Raw genomic sequence first — 20175 nt, forward strand, 5'->3', positions numbered from 1 at the left:
CACCCTGCGTCCACGAGGCACTCGGGCGTGCCGGTCGAGCTGCGTGAGGAGATCGGCCTCACGGACTCGCTCGTCCGGATCTCCGTGGGCATCGAGGACCCCGACGACCTCATCGCCGATCTCGCTCAGGCCCTCGGCTGACGCACCTCGGGTCCCGGTTCGGCAGCCCTCCCGCCGGCGTGTCACAGCAATGCGTCCAAAGTGATCGGCAGCGACCGCACGCGTACCCCGGTCGCGTGGTGCACTGCGTTGGCGATCGCGGCGGCGACGCCCACCAGGCCGACCTCACCGACTCCCTTGGTGCCGATCGGGTTCATCCGGTCGGGCTCGCCGACGAAGGTCACGTCGAGGTCGGGGATGTCCGCGTGCACGGGGACCAGATAGTCGCCGAAAGTGGCGTTCGTGATGCGACCGGTGGCCGGGTCGGTGACCGTGTCCTCGAACAGCGCCATGCCGATCCCGCCGATCACGCCACCGATGATCTGGCTGGTGGCCGTCTTCTCGTTGAGGATCCGCCCACCGTCGATCACCGACACCACGCGTGTCACCCGGACCAGGCCGAGGTCCTCGTCGACGCGGACCTCGGCGAAATGCGCTCCGAACGACCCCGCGGGTGCCATTCCCAGGCGGTGGGGATCGGCCGGGGTGCTGCTTCCCTCGGCGGTGAGCTCCGGCAGTCCGTGGCGGGTCAATACGGCGGTGTAGGTCTCGCCGCGGTCCGGGTCGTCGCGCCGTTGGATCCGTCCGCCGGTGGCGATCACGTCCGCGGGAGCACTGCCGTGCAACGGTGATCCGGGGTCGTCGCGCGCGAGGTCGAGCACGGCGCCGATCAGCCGCGCACACGCGTCGTGGACGGCCGAGCCGAGGGCGCCGGTGAGCCCGGACCCGCCGGCCTGAGGTGCCTTCGGCAGGTCCGAGTCACCGAGGTCGAAGCGCACTCGCTCCGGGGGCAAGCCGAGCAGTTCCGCCGAGAGCTGGGTCATCACCGTGTAGGTCCCGGTGCCGATGTCGATGGCCGCGCTGCTGACGGTGGCCCGCCCGTCGGCCGCCACTGTCGCCCGGGCTCGGCACGGCGCCTGGTACCACGGGTAGCTCACGCCCGCCATGCCCTGGCCGACGAGCCAGTGCCCGTCGCGCAGGGTTCGCGGCTCGGCCGGGCGCCGGGACCACCCGAACCGCTCGGCGCCCACGGTGTAGCACTCCCGCAGCGCCTTGCCCGACCACGGCAGGCCCAGCCCGGGGTGCGTGTCGGCGTAGTTGCGCAGGCGCAGGTCCAGCGGGTCCATGCGGAGGGCCAGCGCCAGTTCGTCCATCGCCGATTCGAGCGCGAAGTTCCCCTGTGCCTCCGCCGGTGCTCGCATCGAGACCGGGGCCGGGATGTTCACGCGCACCTGCTGGTCCCAGGTGCGGATGTTCGGGCAGGCGTAGGCCGCGGCCGAGCCCGCCGCGAAGGGTTCGTAGTCGTCGTCATCGACGGCCAGCAGCGAGCGGCTGCGGTGCTCCAGCGCGAGCAGACGGCCGTCGGCGCTCGCGCCGAGCCGTACCCGCTGGACGCCCTTGGGTCGGTGGCCGACCGAAGTGAACATCTGCGGCCGCGTCAGCACGATCTTCACCGGGCGGCCCAGTTCCCGCGCCGCCATCGCGGCGAGGATCACGTGCGGCCACGCCCGCAGACCGGCACCGAATCCGCCGCCGACGAACGGGCTGAGCACCCGCACCGACTCCTCGGGCAGGCCGAAGACCGCTGCGAGCGTCTCCTGCACCATCGACGGCCACTGCGTCGAGTCGTGCACCGTGAGCCGGTCGCCGTCCCACTCGGCGAGGGTGGCGAACAGGCCGAGGGGGTTGTTGGTGTTGTCCGACGTGGAGTATTCGGCCTCGACCGTCACGTGCGCCGCGGCCAGACCCGCCACGAGGTCACCGCGCTCGTGGTCCAGGCCCCACGGGTTGTCGACGGTGACCGCGCGCGGATCGTCCGGGTCGAGGACCGGTTCGGCCGCCGCGTACTCGACGCGGACCAGCGCCGCGGCCGCATCGGCCTGTTCGCGGGTCTCGGCCACGACGAGTGCGACATGCTGGGCGTGGTGCAGCACGCGATCGTCCTGCATCGGGGCCGGCGGCGACGCGCCCAGCGGAGTCATCGGTCCCCGCGCCAGCGGGGGTGTGCTCAGGTGGCTGAACACCTTCACGACCCCGGGTGCCGATTCGGCGACGGACGCGTCGATCGCGGTGATTCGTCCGGCCGCGATGGTGCTCCGCACGAGGGCGGCGTGCGCCTGGCCGGCCGCACTGAAGTCCGACGAGTAGAGCGCCTGGCCGCTGACCTTGCGGGGCCCGTCGACCCGGCTCAGTCCGGTGCCGATGAACGGCAGTGTCTGGAAGGTGGTCATCGGGAGATCTCCGATACGGTCTGGAGCTGCCGGACCAGTGCCCGTTGAGCCAGCTCGACCTTGAACGTGGTGCCCGGCACGGTCCACGCTCCCGCGAGCGCAGCCGCCGCGGCGTCGCGGAAGTTCGCCGCGGTCGGCGGCGCGCCCCGCAGCACGTCCTCGGCCGCCAGGGCCCGCCATGGCTTCGAACCGACACCGCCGAGGCCGATCCGTGCCGTACTCACGACCCCGTCCTCGATCTCGAGTGCCGCCGCCACCGAAACGAGGGCGAACTCGTAGGACACCCGGTCCCGAACCTTCAGATAGCCCGAGCGCGTGGTCTCCGGCAACAACGGGATCTCGACCTCCGTGATCAGCTCGCCAGGGGCCAGCACGGTTTCCACGTCCGGCGTCGTGCCCGCCTCCAGGTAGAACTCCGTGAGCGGCACCGTCCGTGTTCCCCCGGCGCCTTCGAGGTGCACCAGGGCGTCCAGCGCCACGAGGGCCACGGCGAGGTCGGACGCGTGCAGCGCGATGCACCGCTCGCTCACGCCGAGGATCGCGTGCATCCGGGCCGGTCCGGCGACGGCGGCGCAGCCGGACCCCGGCGTGCGTTTGTTGCAGGTGGCGACCGCCGGGTCACGGAAATACCGGCAACGTGTGCGCTGCAGGAGGTTGCCGCCGATCGTGGCCATGTTCCGCAACTGCACGGAGGCCCCGAGCAGGAGCGCCTCGCGCACCATGGGCAGCCGGTGCGTGACCAGCGGATCCGCGGCCAGCTCCTCCATCGTGGTCAGCGCGCCGACGTGCAACGAGCTCCCGGTACCCAGGACCCCGCGCAGCGGCAGCCGGGTGATGTCGACCAGCCGCTCGGGTGCGAGGACACCGTCCTTCATCAGGTCGACCTGGGTGGTGCCGCCGGCGAGATAGGCGGCGCCGGTGCCCGCCGACGCCGCCAGTGCGTCGGCCACCTCGGACGTCCGCACGTACTCAAACAAGCGCATCGGTACCTCCCGTGTCCGCCACTTCCCGAATCGCGGCCACGATGTTCGGGTACGCGGCACAGCGGCAGAGGTTCCCGCTCATGAACTCGCGAATGTCCTCGTCGGTCCTCGCGCGGCCCTCGGCCAGCAGCGCCACGGCCGACATGATCTGGCCGGGTGTGCAGTAGCCGCACTGGAAAGCGTCGTGCCGCACGAACGCCTCCTGCATCGGGTGCGGACTTCCGTCGCGCGACAGCCCCTCGATGGTGGTCACCTCACGGCCTTCGCATTGTGCGACCAGCGTCAGGCACGAAAGCACCCGGTGCCCGTCGGCGAGCACTGTGCACGCGCCGCACGCGCCCTGGTCGCAGCCTTTTTTGGTGCCGGTGAGGTGCAGCCGGTCGCGCAGGGCGTCGAGCAGCGTGACGCGCGAGTCGGCGACCACCACCCGCGCTTCGCCGTTCACGACGAGTGCCGTGGTGATCTCGGTGGCGTCCGGCGCGGAGGTCCGCGGCGCCATGCGTAGCTTGGGCGTGGAGGTCATGCCCTCAGCGTGATCCCGGACTGCCGTCCTCGGACCCGGGAGTCACCCCGGTCGGCCCTCGGACGGGCCCGGGACAGGCGGGCCTCGGCAGGGTGCGCAGCTGCTTGCGCGAGGTGATGCCGAGCTTGCCGAACATCTTGCCCAGGTGCCATTCCACCGTGCGCGGACTGAGGAACAGCCGCGTCCCGATCTCGGCGTTCGACAGGCCTTCCCGGACCAGCCAAGCGATCTGGACTTCCTGCGCGGTGAGCTCGGCACCTCCTTCGGCGGCGTGGCGGCGCGGCAGTTCCCCGCCCGGCAGCAGTTCCCGCTGCGCCCGGCGCGCGAACGCGTCCATCCCCATTTCCGTGAACAGGTCGTGCGCGGTCCGCAGCTGCTCGCGCGCCGCCTGCCGCCGCCGGTTCCGGCGCAGCCACTCGCCGTACAGCAGGTGGGCTCTCGCCAGTTCCCCGCGCACGCGTGACCGGCCGAGCCGTTCGACGGACTCCACGTAGTTGTCCTCCGCGACCGAGCCTTCGGTGACCAGCGCCCGGCACCGGGCCTCGATGCCGAGTGCCCATTCCGTGCCGCTGACCCGGGTGTGCGCGGAAAGCCGCCGGAACGCCTGCGCGGCCTCATCCGGCTGCCCGTTCCGGGCCGTCGCTTCGACGCGTTCGGCCATCATCCAGAGGCCCGCTCCGACCAGCAGCTGTTCCTGCTCCACGAGGTCGGTCGCGGCCACCGCGTCGGCGTAACGGCCCAGGCTGTTGCCCAGCAGCGCCTCCGCCCACGCGTAGATCTGCGCCCCGGCGCCCTCACCGCGAGCCAGCACCTCGGCGCGGGTGGCTGCGACCATCGCCGAAGTCTCTTCCTCGCGGCCCTGCCAGGCGGCGAGCATGACCGCTCCGTACGGCGCGAGGCCGACGCCGATCGCCTCGGCCAGGACGTCGATCTCGCCGACCAGCGCGGCTGCCTCGGCCAGCTCGCCCAGGACCACATGCACCGCCACGCGCGAGGTCACGGCCAGCGGAAGCGTGGTGAGCGCCCCGGCGGCACGGGCCTGCTCGACGTGGTGCGTCGCGAGCCGCTCCCAGCTTCGGTAGTCCCACAGGTCGGGCGCGGTGGTGCCGGCCAGCCACAGCCAGCGCAGCTCCTCCACGCCGGCGTCGGCCTCGTCGCAGAACGCCCGCAAGGCCCGTTTCAGCAGTTCGCTACCGGCGGCGAGCTCACCGGTGTCGCGGGCGGCCAGGCCGTCGAGGAGCAGGTCCGCCGGGGTGGGCGGGCCCTTCGGGAGGGGGCGCGCCGGGCCGCTTCCGCCACCTCCACCACGTTGCCGCCGACCGCGAGGTGGAGCGCGAACCGCGCCGCCGACAGGGCCTGCAGATAGGTGTCCCTGGCCAGGCGCGTGTCGAACGACTCCAGCTGTTGAGCGGTCTTGAGCAGCAGCATGGGCGCTTCCGCGCCCCGGCTGACCGCGAACGCCACCTCGGCTCGGAGCAGGTTGACCTTCGCGTGGTGCCGGTCGTCGAGGCGGCCCGCCTGCGCCACCGACAACAGGCCGAGCGCCATCTCGGGCGCGCCCGCGTCGAACGCGAACCGCGCGGCGGCGAGCGCTCGCTCCGCCCGGCTCACCGGGTCGCGGGTGAGCTCGACCGCACGAGCCAGGAATGCCGCGGCGGCGGGAAGGCCGCCTCGGGCCTGCGCGCGGGTCGCCGACCGGGCCAGCTCGGCCGCCACCTCCTCGTCCGGCCCGGCGACGGCCCGGGCGCGGTGCCACACCCTGCGGTCCGGATCGGAGTCGGGGTTCGTGCACTCCGCCAGCGCCTGGTGTGCACGCTGCCGTTGCTGCTCTGTGGCGCTGTCGTAGACCGCCGAGCGCACGAGCGGGTGCCGGAACCCCACCCGTGCGCCGAATTCGACGAGGCCCGCCGACACGGCGGGGGCGGCCGCGTCGACCCCCACCCCCAGCAGTTCGGCGGCACTCCACACCAGCACCGCGTCGCCGAGCGGGTCGGCCGCCGCGACCAGCAGCAGCCATCGGGACGCTTCCGGCAGCCGCGCGACCCGTTCCTGGAAACTCGCCTCGATCCGGCCCGGTGAATCCCGGGCGGCGGGCAGACCGAAGCCGCCGGCGAGTTCCGAGGGCGGCATGCGCCGCGGCAACTCCAGCAACGCCAGCGGATTTCCCCCGGCGTCCGTGACGATCTGCTCCACCACGCGTTCGTCCACCGGTCCCGGCAGCGCCGTCCGCAACAGGGCCCGGGCGTCCCCGGCGGGCAGTCCCAGGACCGGCAGCTCGGCGACGCCGATCAACACGGCAGCCGGCACCCGTTCTCGCGTCGCGAAGACCAAGCCCACGGATTCGGCGAACAGCCTGCGCGCCGCTATCGCCAGCGCCTGAGCCGAAGCGTGATCGAGCCACTGCAGGTCGTCGACCAGGCACACCAGCGGACGCTCGGCGCCGGCGTCGGCCAGCAGGCTCAGCACGGCCAGCCCGACGAGGAGCCGGTCCGGCGCCGAACCCGCGGTCAGGCCGAAGGCAGTGCTCAACGCTTGACGCTGTGGGGCCGGCAGCCTGTCCAGCCTGTCCAACAGGGGCACGCACAGCTGGTGCAACCCGGCGAACGGCAGTTCCATCTCGGCCTCGACGCCGGCCGTGCGCAACACCCGGCACTCCGCGGCGTGCGCGGCGACGTACCGCAGCAGCGCGGTCTTACCGGCCCCGGCTTCGCCGACCAGCAGCAGCGCACGGCCCTGCCCCGCACGGACGGCTCCGACCAGCTTGTCGAGCGTTGCGCACTCACGGTGGCGACCCAGCAGCACCTGATCGCCTCCGTCCACAAGTTCGGGCCGCGGTTGCCCGACGGCGCCGGGGCGCTGCCGCGGAGGACCAGTTTATGGCGCTTGGGGTCGAGTGGGACGTTTCGCGAGGTGACCTCGGTGTCCGGGCGCGACGCCGAGCGCCGGGGAGGAAATCGCGGCGTCGCGAAAAAAATGGTTTCCACTGCCGCGTCCGCGTTGTGGAAGTCCATTGTGGACGCCACAGTTCCACCTGAGGTCCGCTGTCCTCGGCCGTGCGCGGCCCGGATCCTCCACATCACGCGTTTTCGCAGGTCAAGGCCGTTGCAACCCGTCGGCAGCATTGCGTCCGCCGCAGCCCGGACGGATGCTGATCGGCATGACCGAAATGGAAGAGAACGAGTGGAAAGCCTTCGTCGGGGAAGGCACCCGCACGGGCAAGGTGGCCACCGTGCGGGCGGACGGGGCCCCGCACATCGCCCCCGTGTGGTTCCTCCTGGACGGCGATGATCTCGTGTTCACCACGGAGAACGTGACGGTGAAAGCCCACGACCTCATCCGCGACGGACGGGCCGCGGTCTGCGTCGACGACGAGGTGGCTCCCTACTCCCACGCTGTCCTCTGGGGACACACGGACATCTGCGAGGACCCCGGACAGTTGCGCACCTGGGCGACGAGCATCGCGGCGCGATACATGGGTGAGGACCGTGCGCGCGAGTTCGGCGAACGCAACAGCGTCCCCGGCATGCTGCTCGTGCGGATGCACATCGAGCACGTGAGCGCCTATGCGGCCATCGCCTGACCTGAGCCGTGCGTCGAGCGGGACTTTTTCAAGGCCGCTGCGTCAGTTCACGATGCGGTCATGCTCGCGGTGTTCTCAGACGTGACGCTGAGAACGGTTTCGAGGTAGCCGGCGATGGCGTCCCGGTTGCGGGTGAGGAATTCGATGCGTTCGGAGAGTCGGGCTTGTTCGTGCTGCAGTGTGGTGATCATTTCGGGTGTGACGAAGGGCGCGTAGATGGTGTGCGGCTGGTCCAGGCACGGCAGGAGCTGCTGGATGATGCGGGTCGGGAGGCCGGCGTCGAGCAGTCCCTTGATCTGCTGCACGACGTCCACGTGCGGCTCTCCGTACTCACGGTAACCGTTGGGGGAGCGGGTGGGCATGAGCAGGCCCTGCTCCTCGTAGTAGCGCAGCAACCGACGAGAGACGCCGGTGCGCTCAGCGAGCTCTCCGATTTTCATGTGTTCCAGCCTACCTTGACCTTCACATCGATGTGAGTGTTCAGACTCGCAGTAGGGGACCGGACACGACTACAGCGGAGCTTTGAATGAAACTCGGACTGCGGCTGCCTCAGCGGCTGGGAGTGGACCTGCAACACGACGTGGTCGAAGCCGCCAGAACGGCCGAAGCGGCCGGATACGCGAGCTTGTGGACCTACGAACAGTTGTTGTTCCCGGAGACACCGCTCGAACCGTATGCGCCGCCGAACGTGCCGTGGCCGGAAAGCGGGCGCCAGACCGCCGATCCGCTGGCGGTTCTCACGGCCGCGGCGGTGGTGACCGAGAAGGTACGGCTCGGTACGGCCGTGCTGATCGCGGCTCTCCACACCCCCGTGCCGCTGGCGAAGGCGCTGGCCACGGTCGATCAGATCAGCGGCGGCCGCGTCATCGCGGGCTTGGGCGCCGGTTGGTCCAGTGACGTGCTGCGGGCCACAGGCGCCACCCGGGGGGATCGCGGGCGGTTCCTCGACGAGATGCTGGACGTCTTCGACGCGGTGTGGGGACCGGATCCGGTGAGCATCCGGAGTCCTCGGGTCATCATCGACAAGGCCTCGGTCCTGCCGAAGCCCGCGTCGAAGATCCCGGTGATGCTCGCCGGCGGTGCCAGCAACCTGGGCCGCAGTTCCAGTTCCACGGCCCTGCAGCGCATCGCCCAGCGTGCGGACGGCTGGCTGCCGCTGCTGACCACACCCGGGCCGGCCGGAGCCGCGGCCTTGCGCGCGGACTGGGACCGCATCCGGGACATGGCCACTGGGTACGGCCGCGACGCGAGCCGGATGGAGCTGGTCGTGGTGGGCAACGTCACCTTCACCGACCGTCCGGCCGGACCCGACCGATCGGCGTTCGTCGGCACGCTCGACCAGATCGTGGAGGATATCCACACGGCCGAAGAGGCCGGCGCGGACGAGCTCATCGTGGATCTGAACCTGCAGGACTGGTTCACCAGCACGGGGAAGATGCTCGAGAAGGCGGTGGAGATCCGCGAACGGGCCGCCGCCTGATCTTGGGTGCCCACGCCGCGGACGGCGACACTTCCGCCCCGGCTGCCGCGCGGCTGCCTCCAGCGCGTCAGCCGGCTTCGGTGAAGTCGGTCGAGAGGGCGATGTCGGTGACGACGTCCAGCAGCGCGTGGAGCGCGGCGGAGTCGTTGCCCGCCAGCCAGACCATTTCGGTGGAGACGAGCTCTCCGGTGATCGGCACGAAGACCACACCCGAGCGGCGCAGGCTGCTCGCCGACCGGGCGAGCCGCGTGATCCCCACTCCGGCGGCGACGAGGCCGAGCAGCGCCTGCACGCTCGCGTCCCGGTGGACCACGTCGGGGGTGAATCCGGCTGTCCGGAAGGAGCTGTCGAACGCCTGGTGCCACGGTTCCCAGGAGCTGCGCGGGGTCAGGACCCAGCGTTCGCCGGCCAGCTCGGCGAGAGCCAGTTCGGCGCGGCCGGCCAGCGGGTGATCTTCGGGCAGGACCGCGCACACCGGTTCGCTCACGAGCGTGCGCGATTCCAGGCCGTCGACAAGCGGCGGCCGGGTGAACGCGACGTCGTAGCGACCTTTGCGTAACCCCTCGACCAACAGGGCGATCGTCGTTTCCTCTGTGGTCAGCCGGAGCTCGGGGAGCCGTTGCCGGACCGCGCGCACCACTGGCGGCAGCAGGTAGTTCGTGGTGGTCGCGAGAAAGGCGAGGCACAGGCGGCCGACCTCGCCGCGCGTGGCCCGGGCCACCAGATCGAACGCTTCGTCTGCCCGGGTGAGCACCGCGCGGGCTTCGGGGAGGAACAGCGCGCCGACCGCGGTCAGGCGGGTGCCGCGGGTGTCGCGGTCGAAGAGCTTCACGCCCAGCATGCGTTCCAGCAAGGTGATCTGCTGCGACAGCGACTGCTGGCTGATCATGAGCTGCTCGGCCGCGCGTGTGTAGCTGGACTCCTCCGCGACAGCGACGAAGTACCTCAGCTGCCGAAGATCAGGGGTCACAGGAAAAGCCTACAACTACGACAGGTAACCGGTGTTGGACGGAGCGGGCAGCTCGAGACGACCATTGACCTCGGTAAACACGAACGCGAAAGGCATGGGAATGACGAACGAAACACCGGGGCGCGTCTGGCTGATCTCGGGCTGCTCGAGCGGCTTCGGCCGGGAGCTCGTGCGGGCCGCGCTGGCCGCTGGTGACCGCGTGATGGCCACCGCGCGCCGTCCGGAGACTCTCGCCGACCTGGCTGCGGCCGGGGGCGACCGGGTCAGCACGGCGGCGATGGACGTCACGGACCCGGCGTCCATCCGGGCCGCGGTCGAGGCGACGCTGGCCGTGTTCGGCCGCATCGACGTGCTGGTCAACAACGCCGGGGTCAGCGTGATCGGTGCCGTCGAGGAAACCCCGGTCGAGTACTTGCGCAGCATGTTCGACGTCAACTACTTCGGTGCGGTGGAGCTGACTCAGGCCGTCCTCCCCGTGATGCGCGAGCAGGGGAACGGCACGATCGTGGTCATGAGCTCCATCGGTGGGCTGATCACCTTCCCGGGCCTGAGCGGCTACAACGCCACCAAGCACGCGCTCAAGTCTCTGGGCGAGGCGCTGTCGCTCGAACTGACCCCTCTCGGCATCCGGGTCGTGGTGGTGGAACCGGGGATGTTCCGCACCCAGTTCAGCACCAGTCTGCAGTGGACCCCCGAGAACCCCGCGTACCACGCGACCTCGGGCGAGCTGCGGAAGATGGTCAAGAGCGTCGTGGGCCAGGAGCCCAACGACCCGGCCAAGGGCGCCGCGGCGATCGTCAAGGTCCTCGAATCCGAGAACCCGCCGTTGCACTTCCTCCTCGGAGAAGACGCGCTCGACGGCCTGCACCAGCACCACGAGGCACTGCTGGCCGATGTCACCACGTGGGAGTCGCTCAGCCGGTCGACGACGATTTCCTGACCAGAGGACATTGTGGACGGATTTCGTCTTCTGCCCTGACCTCGAGGTGGCGAGTGCCGGTTCTGCAACGCGGACGAGCTGTACGGTCCGCAATGGCACGGTCGGAGACCGGCGCCGGTTGTCGGGTGGGATTCCCACCCTGGCAATCGAAAGACCATTGGCGCCGGCGAACTGCCGGCGGGCGGTGCCAAGCAGGATGAAGGGCATCGCCCGGTCCACGGCCATTACCTCGGATCGCCGTCGCCGCCGAATCGCCAGGTTGTCCGGATGGGTCGGGACGGCGCGGTGTGTGCGAGGCGGCCGAAGCAGTCGGCCGCCTCGCGCACGCGAAGACAGCTCAACCTCCGGCGGTGAACGCGCGGGTCAGCGCGGCCACCGCCGCGGCGGTCCGGCGGCCGCTGGTGAAACACGCGATCCCGAGCTCCTCGGCCAGCTGCATGCTGCGAGGGGAGGGACGGGTGTAGCTGTAGACCACCAGCGGCACCCGAGCCGCCAGCGCGGTCAGTTCCTCGGCCTCCCGTTCGAGCTGCTTGGCGTCGGCGAGGGTGGCGACCAGAACCAGCACGTCGACATCGCCGCTGTCGGCGAGCAGGCGCAGCACCGGGGACACCCCGCCGCGGCTGAGCACCTGGGCGGTGGTGTCCACGGGGTTCACCGGGCTGCCGTAGGCCGGGATCAGTGCCCGCAGCCGGGTCTGCAGGCTGTCGCTGAGCACGGGCAGGTCCAGGCCCGCCAGGACCAGGTCGTCGGCGAGCCAGGTGCCCGCCCCGCCCGAGGTCGTCACCACCCCGATCCGGCGGCCCGCCGGGGCCCGCGTCCGCGAGAACACCATGGCCAGGTCCACCAGCTCTTCCTGGTCGGCGGCCGGCACGATCCCGCCTTCGCGCACCGCCCGGGCGAATTCGGCCGCGTCGCCCGGGTCGTGCGCGGTGTGGGCGAGCGCGGCGCGGCGCCCGGCGGCGGTGCCGCCGACCTTCGCCAAGATCACGAGTTTGCCCCGGGCCCGTGCGGCCAGCCCGATCTTCGCCAGCCGTTCCGGGGCGGCCAGGCCTTCGACGAACAGCAGCAGCACCCGCGTCGCCGGGTCGTCCACCAGGTGGGCGGCGACGTCGGCCAGGTCCAGGTCGACCTCGTTGCCGGTGCTGACCACGTGGCTGAACCCGAGCCCGCGCCCGAGGCCGTCGTTGAACAACGCGAACCCCAGTCCGCCGCTCTGGGCGACCACCGCGACGTCGCCGGCGATCAGCCGGTCGAGCCCGCGGTCGTAGTTGATCGTCGGGCTGAACCCGAGCGGGATCGTGTCGACGACGTTCATCGTCCCCTCGGCGTTCGGTCCCAGCACCCGCATGTCCGGGAACCGGTCGCACAGCGCGCGCAGCTCGCGCTGGCGCTGCCCGCCGTCGGACTGCTCGGCGAACCCGGAGCTGATGATCACCACGAACGGCACGCCCGCGCGCCCGCACTCGGCGACGACGCCGTTGACGCGTTCGGCGTTCACCACGACCAGCGCGACGTCCACCGGTCCCGGGACCGCCTCGATGCCGGGGTAGCAGCGCAGACCGTCGATGGCGTCATAGCGGGGGTTCACCGGGTACACCGCGCCGGGGTAGCCGTGCTGGGCCAGGATCCGTTGCGGCAGGCCGGAAATGATGTCCGGAGTCGCCGACGCGCCGATGATCGCGACCGAGGCCGGGCTCAGCAGCGGGCCCAGGTCTCCTGGCGAGTTCTCGATCGCGGTCACGAGGTGCGCCCCAGGGCGGCACCGCCGAGGATGTCGCGCGCGATGAGGAACCGGTGGATCTCACTTGGCCCCTCCACGACCCTGGCCACCCGCAGCCCGCGGAACCAGTGCTCCAGCGGCAAGTCCTTGGTCATGCCCATGCCGCCCAGGATCTGCATCATCGCGTCCACCACGGCGAACCCGGTCTCGGTGCCGTAGAGCTTGGCGATCGACGCCTTCGTCCGCGCGTCGCGGCCTTGGTCGGCCTCCCAGGCCGCCTCCCAGGTCAGGTGGCGGGCGGCGTTGATCCGCACTCGCGCGTCGGCGATGGCGAACTGCACAGCCTGGCGGGTCGCCAGTAGCGCGCCGAACGTTTCGCGGGACTTCGCCCACTCGGTCGCGATGCGCACCGCTTCCTCGGCGACGCCCACGGCCTGCGCCGCGTAGCGCAGCCTGCCCCGCACCAGCCACTGTTGCGCCAGCCCGAATCCCTGGCCTTCCTCGCCGACGAGGTTCTCCGCGGGCACGACCACGTCGTCGAAGCGCACTTCGGTGGTCCAGTGATCGCGCAGCACGGGCACGCCGGTGACGTTCATCCCCGGGGTGCCGCCGTCGACGATGAGCGCGCTGATTCCCTTGCGCCCGGCGGCGCGGTCGGTGCGGGCGTAGACGATGCCGTAGCGGGCGGAGTCCGCGCCGGTGGTCCAGAGCTTGCGTCCGTTGATGCGGTAGGTGTCGCCGTCGCGCGTCGCGGTGGTGCGGATCGCGCGGGCGGGGTCCGAGCCGCCCGTCGGCTCGCTGATCGCGGTGAAGGCGGACCAGGAGTTTTCGATCGTGGGCACCACGTACTTCTCGATCTGGTGCGGGCTGCCCTTGTACAGCACCACCGGCGGCTCGATCCCGAACACACCGCCGCCCGGGGACGGGAAGCTGTAGCGGTGCTTGGCCATCTGCTCGGTCAGCACCGTGCCCTCGAACGTGCTCAGCCCGCCGCCACCGAATTCCTTCGGCGCTTCCAGGCACCAGAATCCGGCGTCTCGCGCCTTCTTCTGCAACACCGCCAGCTGCTCGGCCGGGATCGCGCGCTCGTCGCCCGACACGGCCGACTCGGCGGGCACGATTTCACCGCGAACGAACTCGGCGATCGTGTCCGACAGCATCTTGAGGTCTTCCGGCAGGTCGAAACCTTGGAACGGCAAGGGAAATCCTTTCTGCTCAGCGGCCGAGATAAACACCGGAGCGCTTCTCGCGGAACGCGGCGAGCGCCTCGGCCGAGTCCTGTGTGGACGTCACGACGGCCATGTGCGACGAGATGAGGTCCAGCGCGGTGCGCAGGTCGCTGCGCGCCGACTGGTAGACGGCCCGTTTGATGGTGCGCACCGCGATCGGCGGAGCGTCGGCGAGCTTGCGGGCGAGTGTGTGCACCGCCGACGGCAGCTCGTCGTCGTCGACCACGTGGTTGGCGATGCCCAGGCGCGCGGCCTCCTCGGCGTCGATGAAGTCGCCGGTCAGCAACAGCTCCAGCGCCTTGGCCTGGCCCACCAGCCGCGGCAGGTAGTAGCAGCCGCCGTCTCCCGGCACCAGTCCGACTCGGATGTAACCCTCCGACAGCCGCGCCGACCTGGCGATGATCCGCAGGTCGCACATCAGCGCCATGTCCATGCCCGCGCCGACCGCCACGCCGTTGATTCCCGCGATCACCGGCTTGTCCAGGTCCTCCAGCGCGAACGGGATGCGGTGGATGCGTTCACTCAGCTGGGTCTTGCGCTGCAACGGGGTCGCGCGTTCACCCGACATCGACGACAGGTCCACGCCCGAGCAGAACGCGTCGCCCGCGCCGGTCAGCACGATCACGCGGACGTCGGGGTCCGTGCGGGCCTCGACGAGGATCTGCGCCCACTGGTCGATCATCTCGTGCGTGAAGGCGTTTTTGCGATGCGGCCGGTTCAGCAGGATCGTGCCGATGCCGTCGGATTTCGTGTACTCCAGGTCGGCCATGCGAACTCCTCCTAGTCGGACAGCAGCTTCGAGGGGGACAGCTCATCGAGGTCGCGTCGCGGCGCGAAACTCTTGCCGCAGGCCATCACCCCGGCGCCGATCAGCACCAGCGCCGCGGAGATCAGCGGAATCGCGGTCGGCATCGCCGAGTCGATGAGCGCGCCGCCGATGATCGGCATGAACGACAGCGTCAGGAACGAGCAGCCCAGAGAGAACGAGGTCCCGGTGCCGCGCAGCTCGGTCGGGTAGGACTCGGTGGTGTAGCGGGTGTAGCAGCCGAACGTGCCGTTGCCGAAGAACCCGAACGCCACCAGGCTCACGGTCGCGGTGGTGAAGGACAGGCCGGGGATCGCGAGCAGCGCGAGCGCCGCCGCGGCCAGCACCGAGTACCCGGTCATCAGCCACTTCGACGGCAGGTAGTCGGCGAGCCACCCCACGAGAATCTGGCTGCCGAGCGCGACCCAGTTGCTCAGGCCGAACAGGAAGGCGGCCGCACCGAGGGAAAGGTGGTCGACGTGCACCAGGTAGGTGGTGACCACGCCGATGATCAACCCGATCCCGCCGTTGATGCAGAACCCGAACACGCTGGTGACGATCGTCTGCCGGCGCTGCTCGGGCGTGAACAGCTTGCGCCAGCCGGGCCGGTGCTCGATCGCGCGCTGCTCGGACGCGGCCTTGACCTGCTTGAACCGGGCGGAGTCCCGCAGGAACCAGCCGGCCGCGAGCACGAGCAGCAACGGGGCGAAGGCGAGGTAGAACAGTGGCCGCCAGCCGTGCGTGGGCAGCAGCACCGCGGCGATCGTGCCCGCGATCCCGGCGCCGAGCGGATAACCGGCTTGCACGAACCCCATCAGCACGCCGCGCCGGTGCCGTGGCGCCTCCTCGGCGACGAGGGTGTTGATCACCGGCTCGGTGAGCCCGTAGGAGGTCGAAACCAGCAGCCGCACCACGATGAACTGCCACGCGTTGGCCACCAACGCGGTGAGGCCACCGAAGATTCCGGTGCCGACCAGGGAAAGCTGGAAGTTCGCCCGGCGCCCGATCCGGTCGATCAGCCGCCCGGCGAGCACGGGGGCGGCGAACGTGACGAACGAGAACACGCCGACCAGGTACTCCATTGTGGACAGTGACAGATGCAGGGCCGGGGCCAGCGCGGGCACGGCGACGCCGAGCATCACGTTGTCCATCGACACCAGGGCCCAAGCGAGAAAGGCCAGCAGGACCACGAAGGTCACGTAACCGGTGCTGCTGCGGCCGGCGGGCGGGGCGAGTTGCGCGGACCGAGGACGGGCAGAGGTCATGACGGTGCCTCCTTGCACACGTCGTGGCGCACCCAGGGCAGGACGGGGCACACCGGCGTGCCCGCCGGTGTCACGGTTTTCCAGGGGCGCTACCGGTGGGGGTGGGAGAGCACCGAGACGACGTTCTGCTCGCCGGTGCCCCGATGGTCGTCCATGAACTGGATCAACCCTTCGACATCGCCGCGCCGCAGCGCGCCGATGAGCTTGTCGTGATCGTCCACAATGCGCACTCGTGCGGCGCGCTCGGTGCTGTAGACCAGCCGGTAGGGCGTGGTCTTGTCCCACAGCCGCGCCGTTTCGGCCACGATGTGGGTCAGGCCGGACAACCGGAAGATCCGGAAATGGAAGTCCCGGTTGAGGTGCCTGAGCTCGCGGGAGGGGTTGTCGATCAGCTCGGCCATCCGGTGGTTGAGCGCGGTGAGCTCCGCCAGCTCGGACTCGGGCACCGAGGTGATTTGGCGCAGCAACTCCGTCTCCAGTAGCCGCCGCATCAGGTAGATCTGGCTCAGCTCGTCCGCGGACAGCCGCGCCACCACGAACCCGCCGCTGGGGGAGGGTTCGACGAGACCTTCGGCCTCGAGGTTCTTCAGCGCCTCCCGCACCGGCACGCGGCTGATACCGAGCTGCTGCGCGACCGCGGCCTGCCGGATCGGCTGACCGGGCAGCAGCACGCCGTCATGGACCAGCTCCCGCAGGGCGAGCACGGCCCGCTCGGCCAGCGACATCGCGCGAGTCCGAGAGGGCGTCTCCGGCATCCCGGCCTCCTCGCTCGCAGTGAATACACTCATGAATACGCTGCCGTATTCAGCATCGTCAACCCCCTGACCGTCGTGCGAGCCTTGGGCGAAATGTGCTGAAGGCGGCCCTTCGTGACGATTCGTCGAGCAGTGGTCCGACCGGCTCGGGGCATGCTCTTGCCCAGAAGACTTATCGCCGTCGCCTGGCTGGTGGCGGGTGCCGTGCCACCACCCCGCTGCCTGTGCTTTTACGGGCGCACAGCGAGGAACTGAGGTCAGGCCAAACGCTTCAGCGTAGATCACCTCTGCGATGGCGGTTCAGCGTCGGGGAAACTTGACTCGATCGGAGTGCGCCATCACCACAACCGACCACCGGCCCCAGGTGAGATGACGCGGTGTGACACTCTGGCTGGAAGTGTCACCCGGATCGTGCACTTGTTGGTGGGTCTCCCCGAGTGCCACGATGCAAATCGGGAGTAAAGAGATTCTTTTCGCCCGAGAAAATGACGCAGGGGGTTCGGATTTTGAAGAAACTCACTCGATTGACCGCGGTTTCAGCAGTGGTGGGAGCAATTGCGGCGGTGGGCTTCGCGGCCTCACCGGCGGAAGCGGCCACAAAGACATTTTCCTGTGCGACCGGATCCACGGCGTACGACGACAAGGGCTACCTGTACACGTACTACTCCGCGTCGGGCACCTCTTCGTGGCTGGTGACCGGGGTCGACTACCGGATCTTCATGGGGCAGGGAATCCGGTACGGCAACCATTCCGACGTTTACTACACGGACAACGCGTTCGCCCCGAGCAAGAACTTCTCGACCGGGAACGGCAAGTCCGACGGGACACTGGGCACGCTCACCACTGCCGACTATCTCCGTCCACGCAACACGATCAACGTGGTGAACTTCAAGTTCACCTTCGACGAAAGCCTTTCCGGTGATCCCAGCTGCACCGGTTCGAGCAAGTTCTAGCGGAACCCGAAGGAACAATGGTGGCAACCGTCGGCAACGCCTCTCGAGGTAACCGCGCCTCCGTGACGGCTGTTCTGGTTGCGCTGCTGGCTGTTGTGACCGCCGGTTGCGGTCACAACAGCCAGCGCCGAGAACCCCAGGACGAAACGCGCCCCACTCTCCTGCAGGTGGATGAACACGGTGCGGTCGCTTACGACTCGGCGGGCCGGCACCTGATCGGGTTCACCAGAGCGGGTCAGCAGCTGTCCGAGAAGTGGAAGAAAGAGCTGGCTCCCGGGCAGCTGCTGGACGTCACGTGCTTCGGCCGCTGCCCGCGCGTCGCGCTGCTGATTCAGGACCCGGCGGCGCCCGCCGGTTCGCGTGTCGAGTTCGCCGACGAGCAGGGACGCGCGGTCGACACTTGGGCCTCGGAGGCGAACGAACCGGGCCTGCCGCTGCGGGTCTTCCGCTGGCGGCCGGAATCCGCGTTGTTCCTCCGGAACCGGGCAGCCGCCGTCGAGTTGGTCGCGCGCCACGACGGGAAGGAGATCGTGCTGCGGCTGCGGACCTCCGCCGCCATCGTCAAGACCGACCCGGCCGGAGACTCGGTGGTGATCATCGACGACGGCCGGGCCAGCGTGATCTCGACCCGACCGGGCGGTGCCTGGAACCTGGTCCGGCAGTTCCCCACGACGGCGACGGCAGCGTGCATCGCCGCCTCCGGTGACAGGGTGCTGATCGCCGGCGACGAGGACGTCGTGGTGGAAGTACCGAGCGGCCGGCTCCACCGGACGGCGTCGACGCTCACCCACGCCGGGGCGTGCGCCCTGGCCGGAGACTGGACCGTCACCGGATCATTGGGCACGGTGAACGGCGCACCTCGCAGCGAATGGGTTGCCCGGCAAAGCGGTTCGCAATCCCTGTGGCGCAGTTCCTACCGGCAGCTGGGTGACGTGTTCATGGCACCGTCGGGCGGGACGGCCTGCATCGCCTTCGCGCAGCCGGTGTGCCGTACCGCGCGAGGTGCCGAACTCACGGGGATCACCGGCTCCGTCGTCCAGGACGCTGCCGGGCAGATCGTCTACCTCGCCGATGACGGATCGCTGCGGCAGGTGTCGTAGCGATCTCGTTCGCCGGCACCGGCCGTCCTGTCCTCGCCGGCCCGACCACTCGCGTCTCCCTGCTCGAATGGCTCAGCGATGATCAATCTCAATCCAATGGCCGATTGATGGCCAGGATCATCGAGCTTCGGTCCCGGGGATGCGTCCGCGCCACCGTGGTCGCTCGACCACCGCTCGGGGGGTGGTGCGGATCTCCCGTCTCCGTGATGCTGGCTCTCGAGGTCGGATCAGAGGAGGTGGCCGTGAAGGTCGTCATCGTCGGAGCGGGGATCGGGGGACTGACCGCGGCGTTGCGGCTGCACCACGAGGGCATCGAGTGCGTCGTCCACGAGCAGAGCGAGCGGGGCACCGGGCTGGGTGTAGGGATCAACGCCTTGCCCCACGCGGTCAAGGAGCTCGCGGCGCTGGGGCTGCTCGACGCGCTGGACGAAGTCGGGATCCGCACCCGCGAGCTGTTCTACACCCACCGGCTCGGGCAGGTGATCCTGCGCCGGCCGTGCGGGCTCGACGCGGGCTTCACGCTTCCCCAGTTCTGCCTGCACCGGGGCCGGCTGCAGGGCGTGTTGCTGCGCGCGGTCTGGGACCGGCTCGGCCCCGACGCGGTGCAGACCGAGCATCGGCTGGTCGGGTTCGACCAGGACGCCCACGGCGTCCGCGCGCATTTCGCCGACCGGCGAAGCGGCACGGAGATCACGGTTCCCGGCGACGTCCTGGTGGCGGCCGACGGAATCCACTCGGCTGTGCGCTCGCTGCTGTTCCCGGCGGAGGGCCCGCCCCGCTGGAACGGCGTCATGATGTGGCGCGGCGCCACCGACTGGCCGGAGTTCGACGGCGGACGGTCGATGATCGTCGCCGGCGGCACTGCGGCAAAGCTGGTGATCTACCCGATCGCCCCGGGCCTGAGCACGGGCACCCGGCTCACCAACTGGGCCGTCTGCATCCGCACCGGGCAGACCGGTGCTGCCCCGCCGGAGCGGCAGGACTGGGCCAAACCCGGTGACCGGGCGGAGTTGGGCCGCTACCTCGGGCGGTTCCGGTCGCCGGTGGTCGACCACGTCGCGCTGGTCGAGGCCACCGAGGAGATCTTCGAGTTCCCGATGTGCGACAGGGATCCGTTGCCCGCCTGGTCGCACGGGCGCGTGACGCTGCTGGGCGACGCCGCACATCCGATGTACCCGATGGGTTCCAACGGCGCCGGCCAAGCGATCCTCGACGCCACCAGTCTCGGCCACAACCTGGCGCGTCACGCCGATCCCGCCGAGGCCCTCGCGGCGTACGAGGCCGATCGCCTCGCGGCCACCGGCGAGATCGTGCTCCGCAACCGCCAGGGCGGGCCGGAGAACGTGATCGACGAGGTCGAACGTCGTGCTCCGGACGGCTTTTCCCGCCTCGAAGACGTGATCGACGCGGCGACGCTCGAGGCGATCGTCACCGGCTACGCGCAGGCTTCGGGGGGCTCGCAGCAGCAGGTGAACAAGTGAA

Annotated in this window: 19 protein-coding genes; 7 read left to right on the plus strand and 12 right to left on the minus strand. The window is 70.1% G+C overall.

Annotation, left to right across the window (positions count from 1 at the left end; genetic code table 11):
• Positions 1–27 precede the first annotated feature (27 nt).
• Entirely contained in the window at positions 28–141 is a 114-nt protein-coding gene (locus QRX50_RS49755) for a PLP-dependent transferase (protein ID WP_353074001.1), read from the plus strand.
• A gap of 41 nt (positions 142–182) precedes the next feature.
• Here QRX50_RS49755 and QRX50_RS28575 read toward each other — a convergent pair whose 3' ends face one another.
• The 5 genes from QRX50_RS28575 to QRX50_RS49765 are packed head-to-tail and all read right to left on the minus strand — an operon-like array spanning position 183 to position 6698.
• Positions 183–2390, minus strand: coding sequence for a xanthine dehydrogenase family protein molybdopterin-binding subunit (locus QRX50_RS28575; RefSeq protein ID WP_285966234.1), 2208 nt, complete (start codon positions 2388–2390; stop codon positions 183–185).
• A complete protein-coding gene (locus QRX50_RS28580; RefSeq protein ID WP_285966235.1) occupies positions 2387–3373 on the minus strand; it encodes an FAD binding domain-containing protein in 987 nt (328 codons plus the stop codon). Before QRX50_RS28580 ends, QRX50_RS28575 begins: the two co-directional genes overlap by 4 nt.
• Entirely contained in the window at positions 3360–3896 is a 537-nt protein-coding gene (locus QRX50_RS28585) for a (2Fe-2S)-binding protein (protein WP_285966236.1), read from the minus strand. Before QRX50_RS28585 ends, QRX50_RS28580 begins: the two co-directional genes overlap by 14 nt.
• A 4-nt stretch (positions 3897–3900) precedes the next feature.
• Positions 3901–5067 (minus strand): helix-turn-helix transcriptional regulator, encoded by a 1167-nt coding sequence (locus QRX50_RS49760; protein WP_353074002.1) that lies wholly within the window; start codon positions 5065–5067, stop codon positions 3901–3903.
• Positions 5068–5075: 8 nt separating this feature from the next.
• A complete protein-coding gene (locus QRX50_RS49765) occupies positions 5076–6698 on the minus strand; it encodes an AAA family ATPase (protein ID WP_353074003.1) in 1623 nt (540 codons plus the stop codon).
• Between the two features lie 355 nt (positions 6699–7053).
• On the opposite strand from QRX50_RS49765, the gene QRX50_RS28595 reads away from it, so the two are divergent.
• The gene (locus tag QRX50_RS28595; RefSeq protein WP_285966237.1) at positions 7054–7476 is read left to right on the plus strand and encodes a PPOX class F420-dependent oxidoreductase; all 423 of its coding nucleotides are present in this window, start codon (positions 7054–7056) and stop codon (positions 7474–7476) included.
• A gap of 47 nt (positions 7477–7523) precedes the next feature.
• On the opposite strand, the gene QRX50_RS28600 is transcribed toward QRX50_RS28595, so the two are convergent.
• Complete coding sequence (locus QRX50_RS28600; RefSeq protein ID WP_285966238.1) at positions 7524–7916, minus strand: MerR family transcriptional regulator; 393 nt, start codon at positions 7914–7916, stop codon at positions 7524–7526.
• Positions 7917–8002: 86 nt separating this feature from the next.
• On the opposite strand from QRX50_RS28600, the gene QRX50_RS28605 reads away from it, so the two are divergent.
• Positions 8003–8956 (plus strand): TIGR03619 family F420-dependent LLM class oxidoreductase, encoded by a 954-nt coding sequence (locus tag QRX50_RS28605; protein WP_285966239.1) that lies wholly within the window; start codon positions 8003–8005, stop codon positions 8954–8956.
• Between the two features lie 67 nt (positions 8957–9023).
• On the opposite strand, the gene QRX50_RS28610 is transcribed toward QRX50_RS28605, so the two are convergent.
• Complete coding sequence (locus QRX50_RS28610; protein WP_285966240.1) at positions 9024–9926, minus strand: LysR family transcriptional regulator; 903 nt, start codon at positions 9924–9926, stop codon at positions 9024–9026.
• 100 nt (positions 9927–10026) lie between these two features.
• Here QRX50_RS28610 and QRX50_RS28615 point away from each other — a divergent pair, with 100 nt between their 5' ends.
• Positions 10027–10866 carry an oxidoreductase gene (locus QRX50_RS28615; protein WP_285966241.1) on the plus strand — a complete coding sequence of 280 codons (840 nt, stop codon included), beginning with the start codon at positions 10027–10029 and terminating at the stop codon, positions 10864–10866.
• Positions 10867–11203: 337 nt separating this feature from the next.
• On the opposite strand, the gene QRX50_RS28620 is transcribed toward QRX50_RS28615, so the two are convergent.
• The 5 genes from QRX50_RS28620 to QRX50_RS28640 form a co-directional block, all read right to left on the minus strand.
• Complete coding sequence (locus QRX50_RS28620; protein ID WP_285966242.1) at positions 11204–12607, minus strand: CoA-binding protein; 1404 nt, start codon at positions 12605–12607, stop codon at positions 11204–11206.
• Entirely contained in the window at positions 12604–13785 is a 1182-nt protein-coding gene (locus tag QRX50_RS28625; RefSeq protein WP_285966243.1) for an acyl-CoA dehydrogenase family protein, read from the minus strand. The genes QRX50_RS28620 and QRX50_RS28625 overlap by 4 nt, the downstream gene beginning before the upstream one ends.
• A gap of 16 nt (positions 13786–13801) precedes the next feature.
• Positions 13802–14584: an enoyl-CoA hydratase/isomerase family protein gene (locus tag QRX50_RS28630; protein ID WP_285966244.1), complete on the minus strand. Its 783-nt coding sequence runs from the start codon at positions 14582–14584 to the stop codon at positions 13802–13804.
• 11 nt (positions 14585–14595) lie between these two features.
• Positions 14596–15885, minus strand: coding sequence for an MFS transporter (locus tag QRX50_RS28635; RefSeq protein ID WP_285966245.1), 1290 nt, complete (start codon positions 15883–15885; stop codon positions 14596–14598).
• Positions 15886–15974: 89 nt separating this feature from the next.
• Positions 15975–16640 (minus strand): GntR family transcriptional regulator, encoded by a 666-nt coding sequence (locus QRX50_RS28640; protein ID WP_285966246.1) that lies wholly within the window; start codon positions 16638–16640, stop codon positions 15975–15977.
• A 542-nt stretch (positions 16641–17182) separates the two neighbouring features.
• On the opposite strand from QRX50_RS28640, the gene QRX50_RS28645 reads away from it, so the two are divergent.
• The 3 genes from QRX50_RS28645 to QRX50_RS28655 all read left to right on the plus strand — a co-directional run bounded on the left by QRX50_RS28645 (position 17183) and on the right by QRX50_RS28655 (position 20174).
• Positions 17183–17593 carry a hypothetical protein gene (locus tag QRX50_RS28645; RefSeq protein WP_285966247.1) on the plus strand — a complete coding sequence of 137 codons (411 nt, stop codon included), beginning with the start codon at positions 17183–17185 and terminating at the stop codon, positions 17591–17593.
• Positions 17594–17760: 167 nt separating this feature from the next.
• Positions 17761–18693, plus strand: a complete 933-nt coding sequence (locus tag QRX50_RS28650) for a hypothetical protein (protein ID WP_285966248.1) — start codon at positions 17761–17763, stop codon at positions 18691–18693.
• A 242-nt stretch (positions 18694–18935) separates the two neighbouring features.
• Positions 18936–20174, plus strand: a complete 1239-nt coding sequence (locus QRX50_RS28655; protein WP_285966249.1) for a flavin-dependent oxidoreductase — start codon at positions 18936–18938, stop codon at positions 20172–20174.
• Position 20175 lies beyond the last annotated feature (1 nt).

Origin of the sequence: Amycolatopsis sp. 2-15, assembly GCF_030285625.1 — a bacterium.
Lineage (GTDB): Bacteria > Actinomycetota > Actinomycetes > Mycobacteriales > Pseudonocardiaceae > Amycolatopsis > Amycolatopsis carbonis.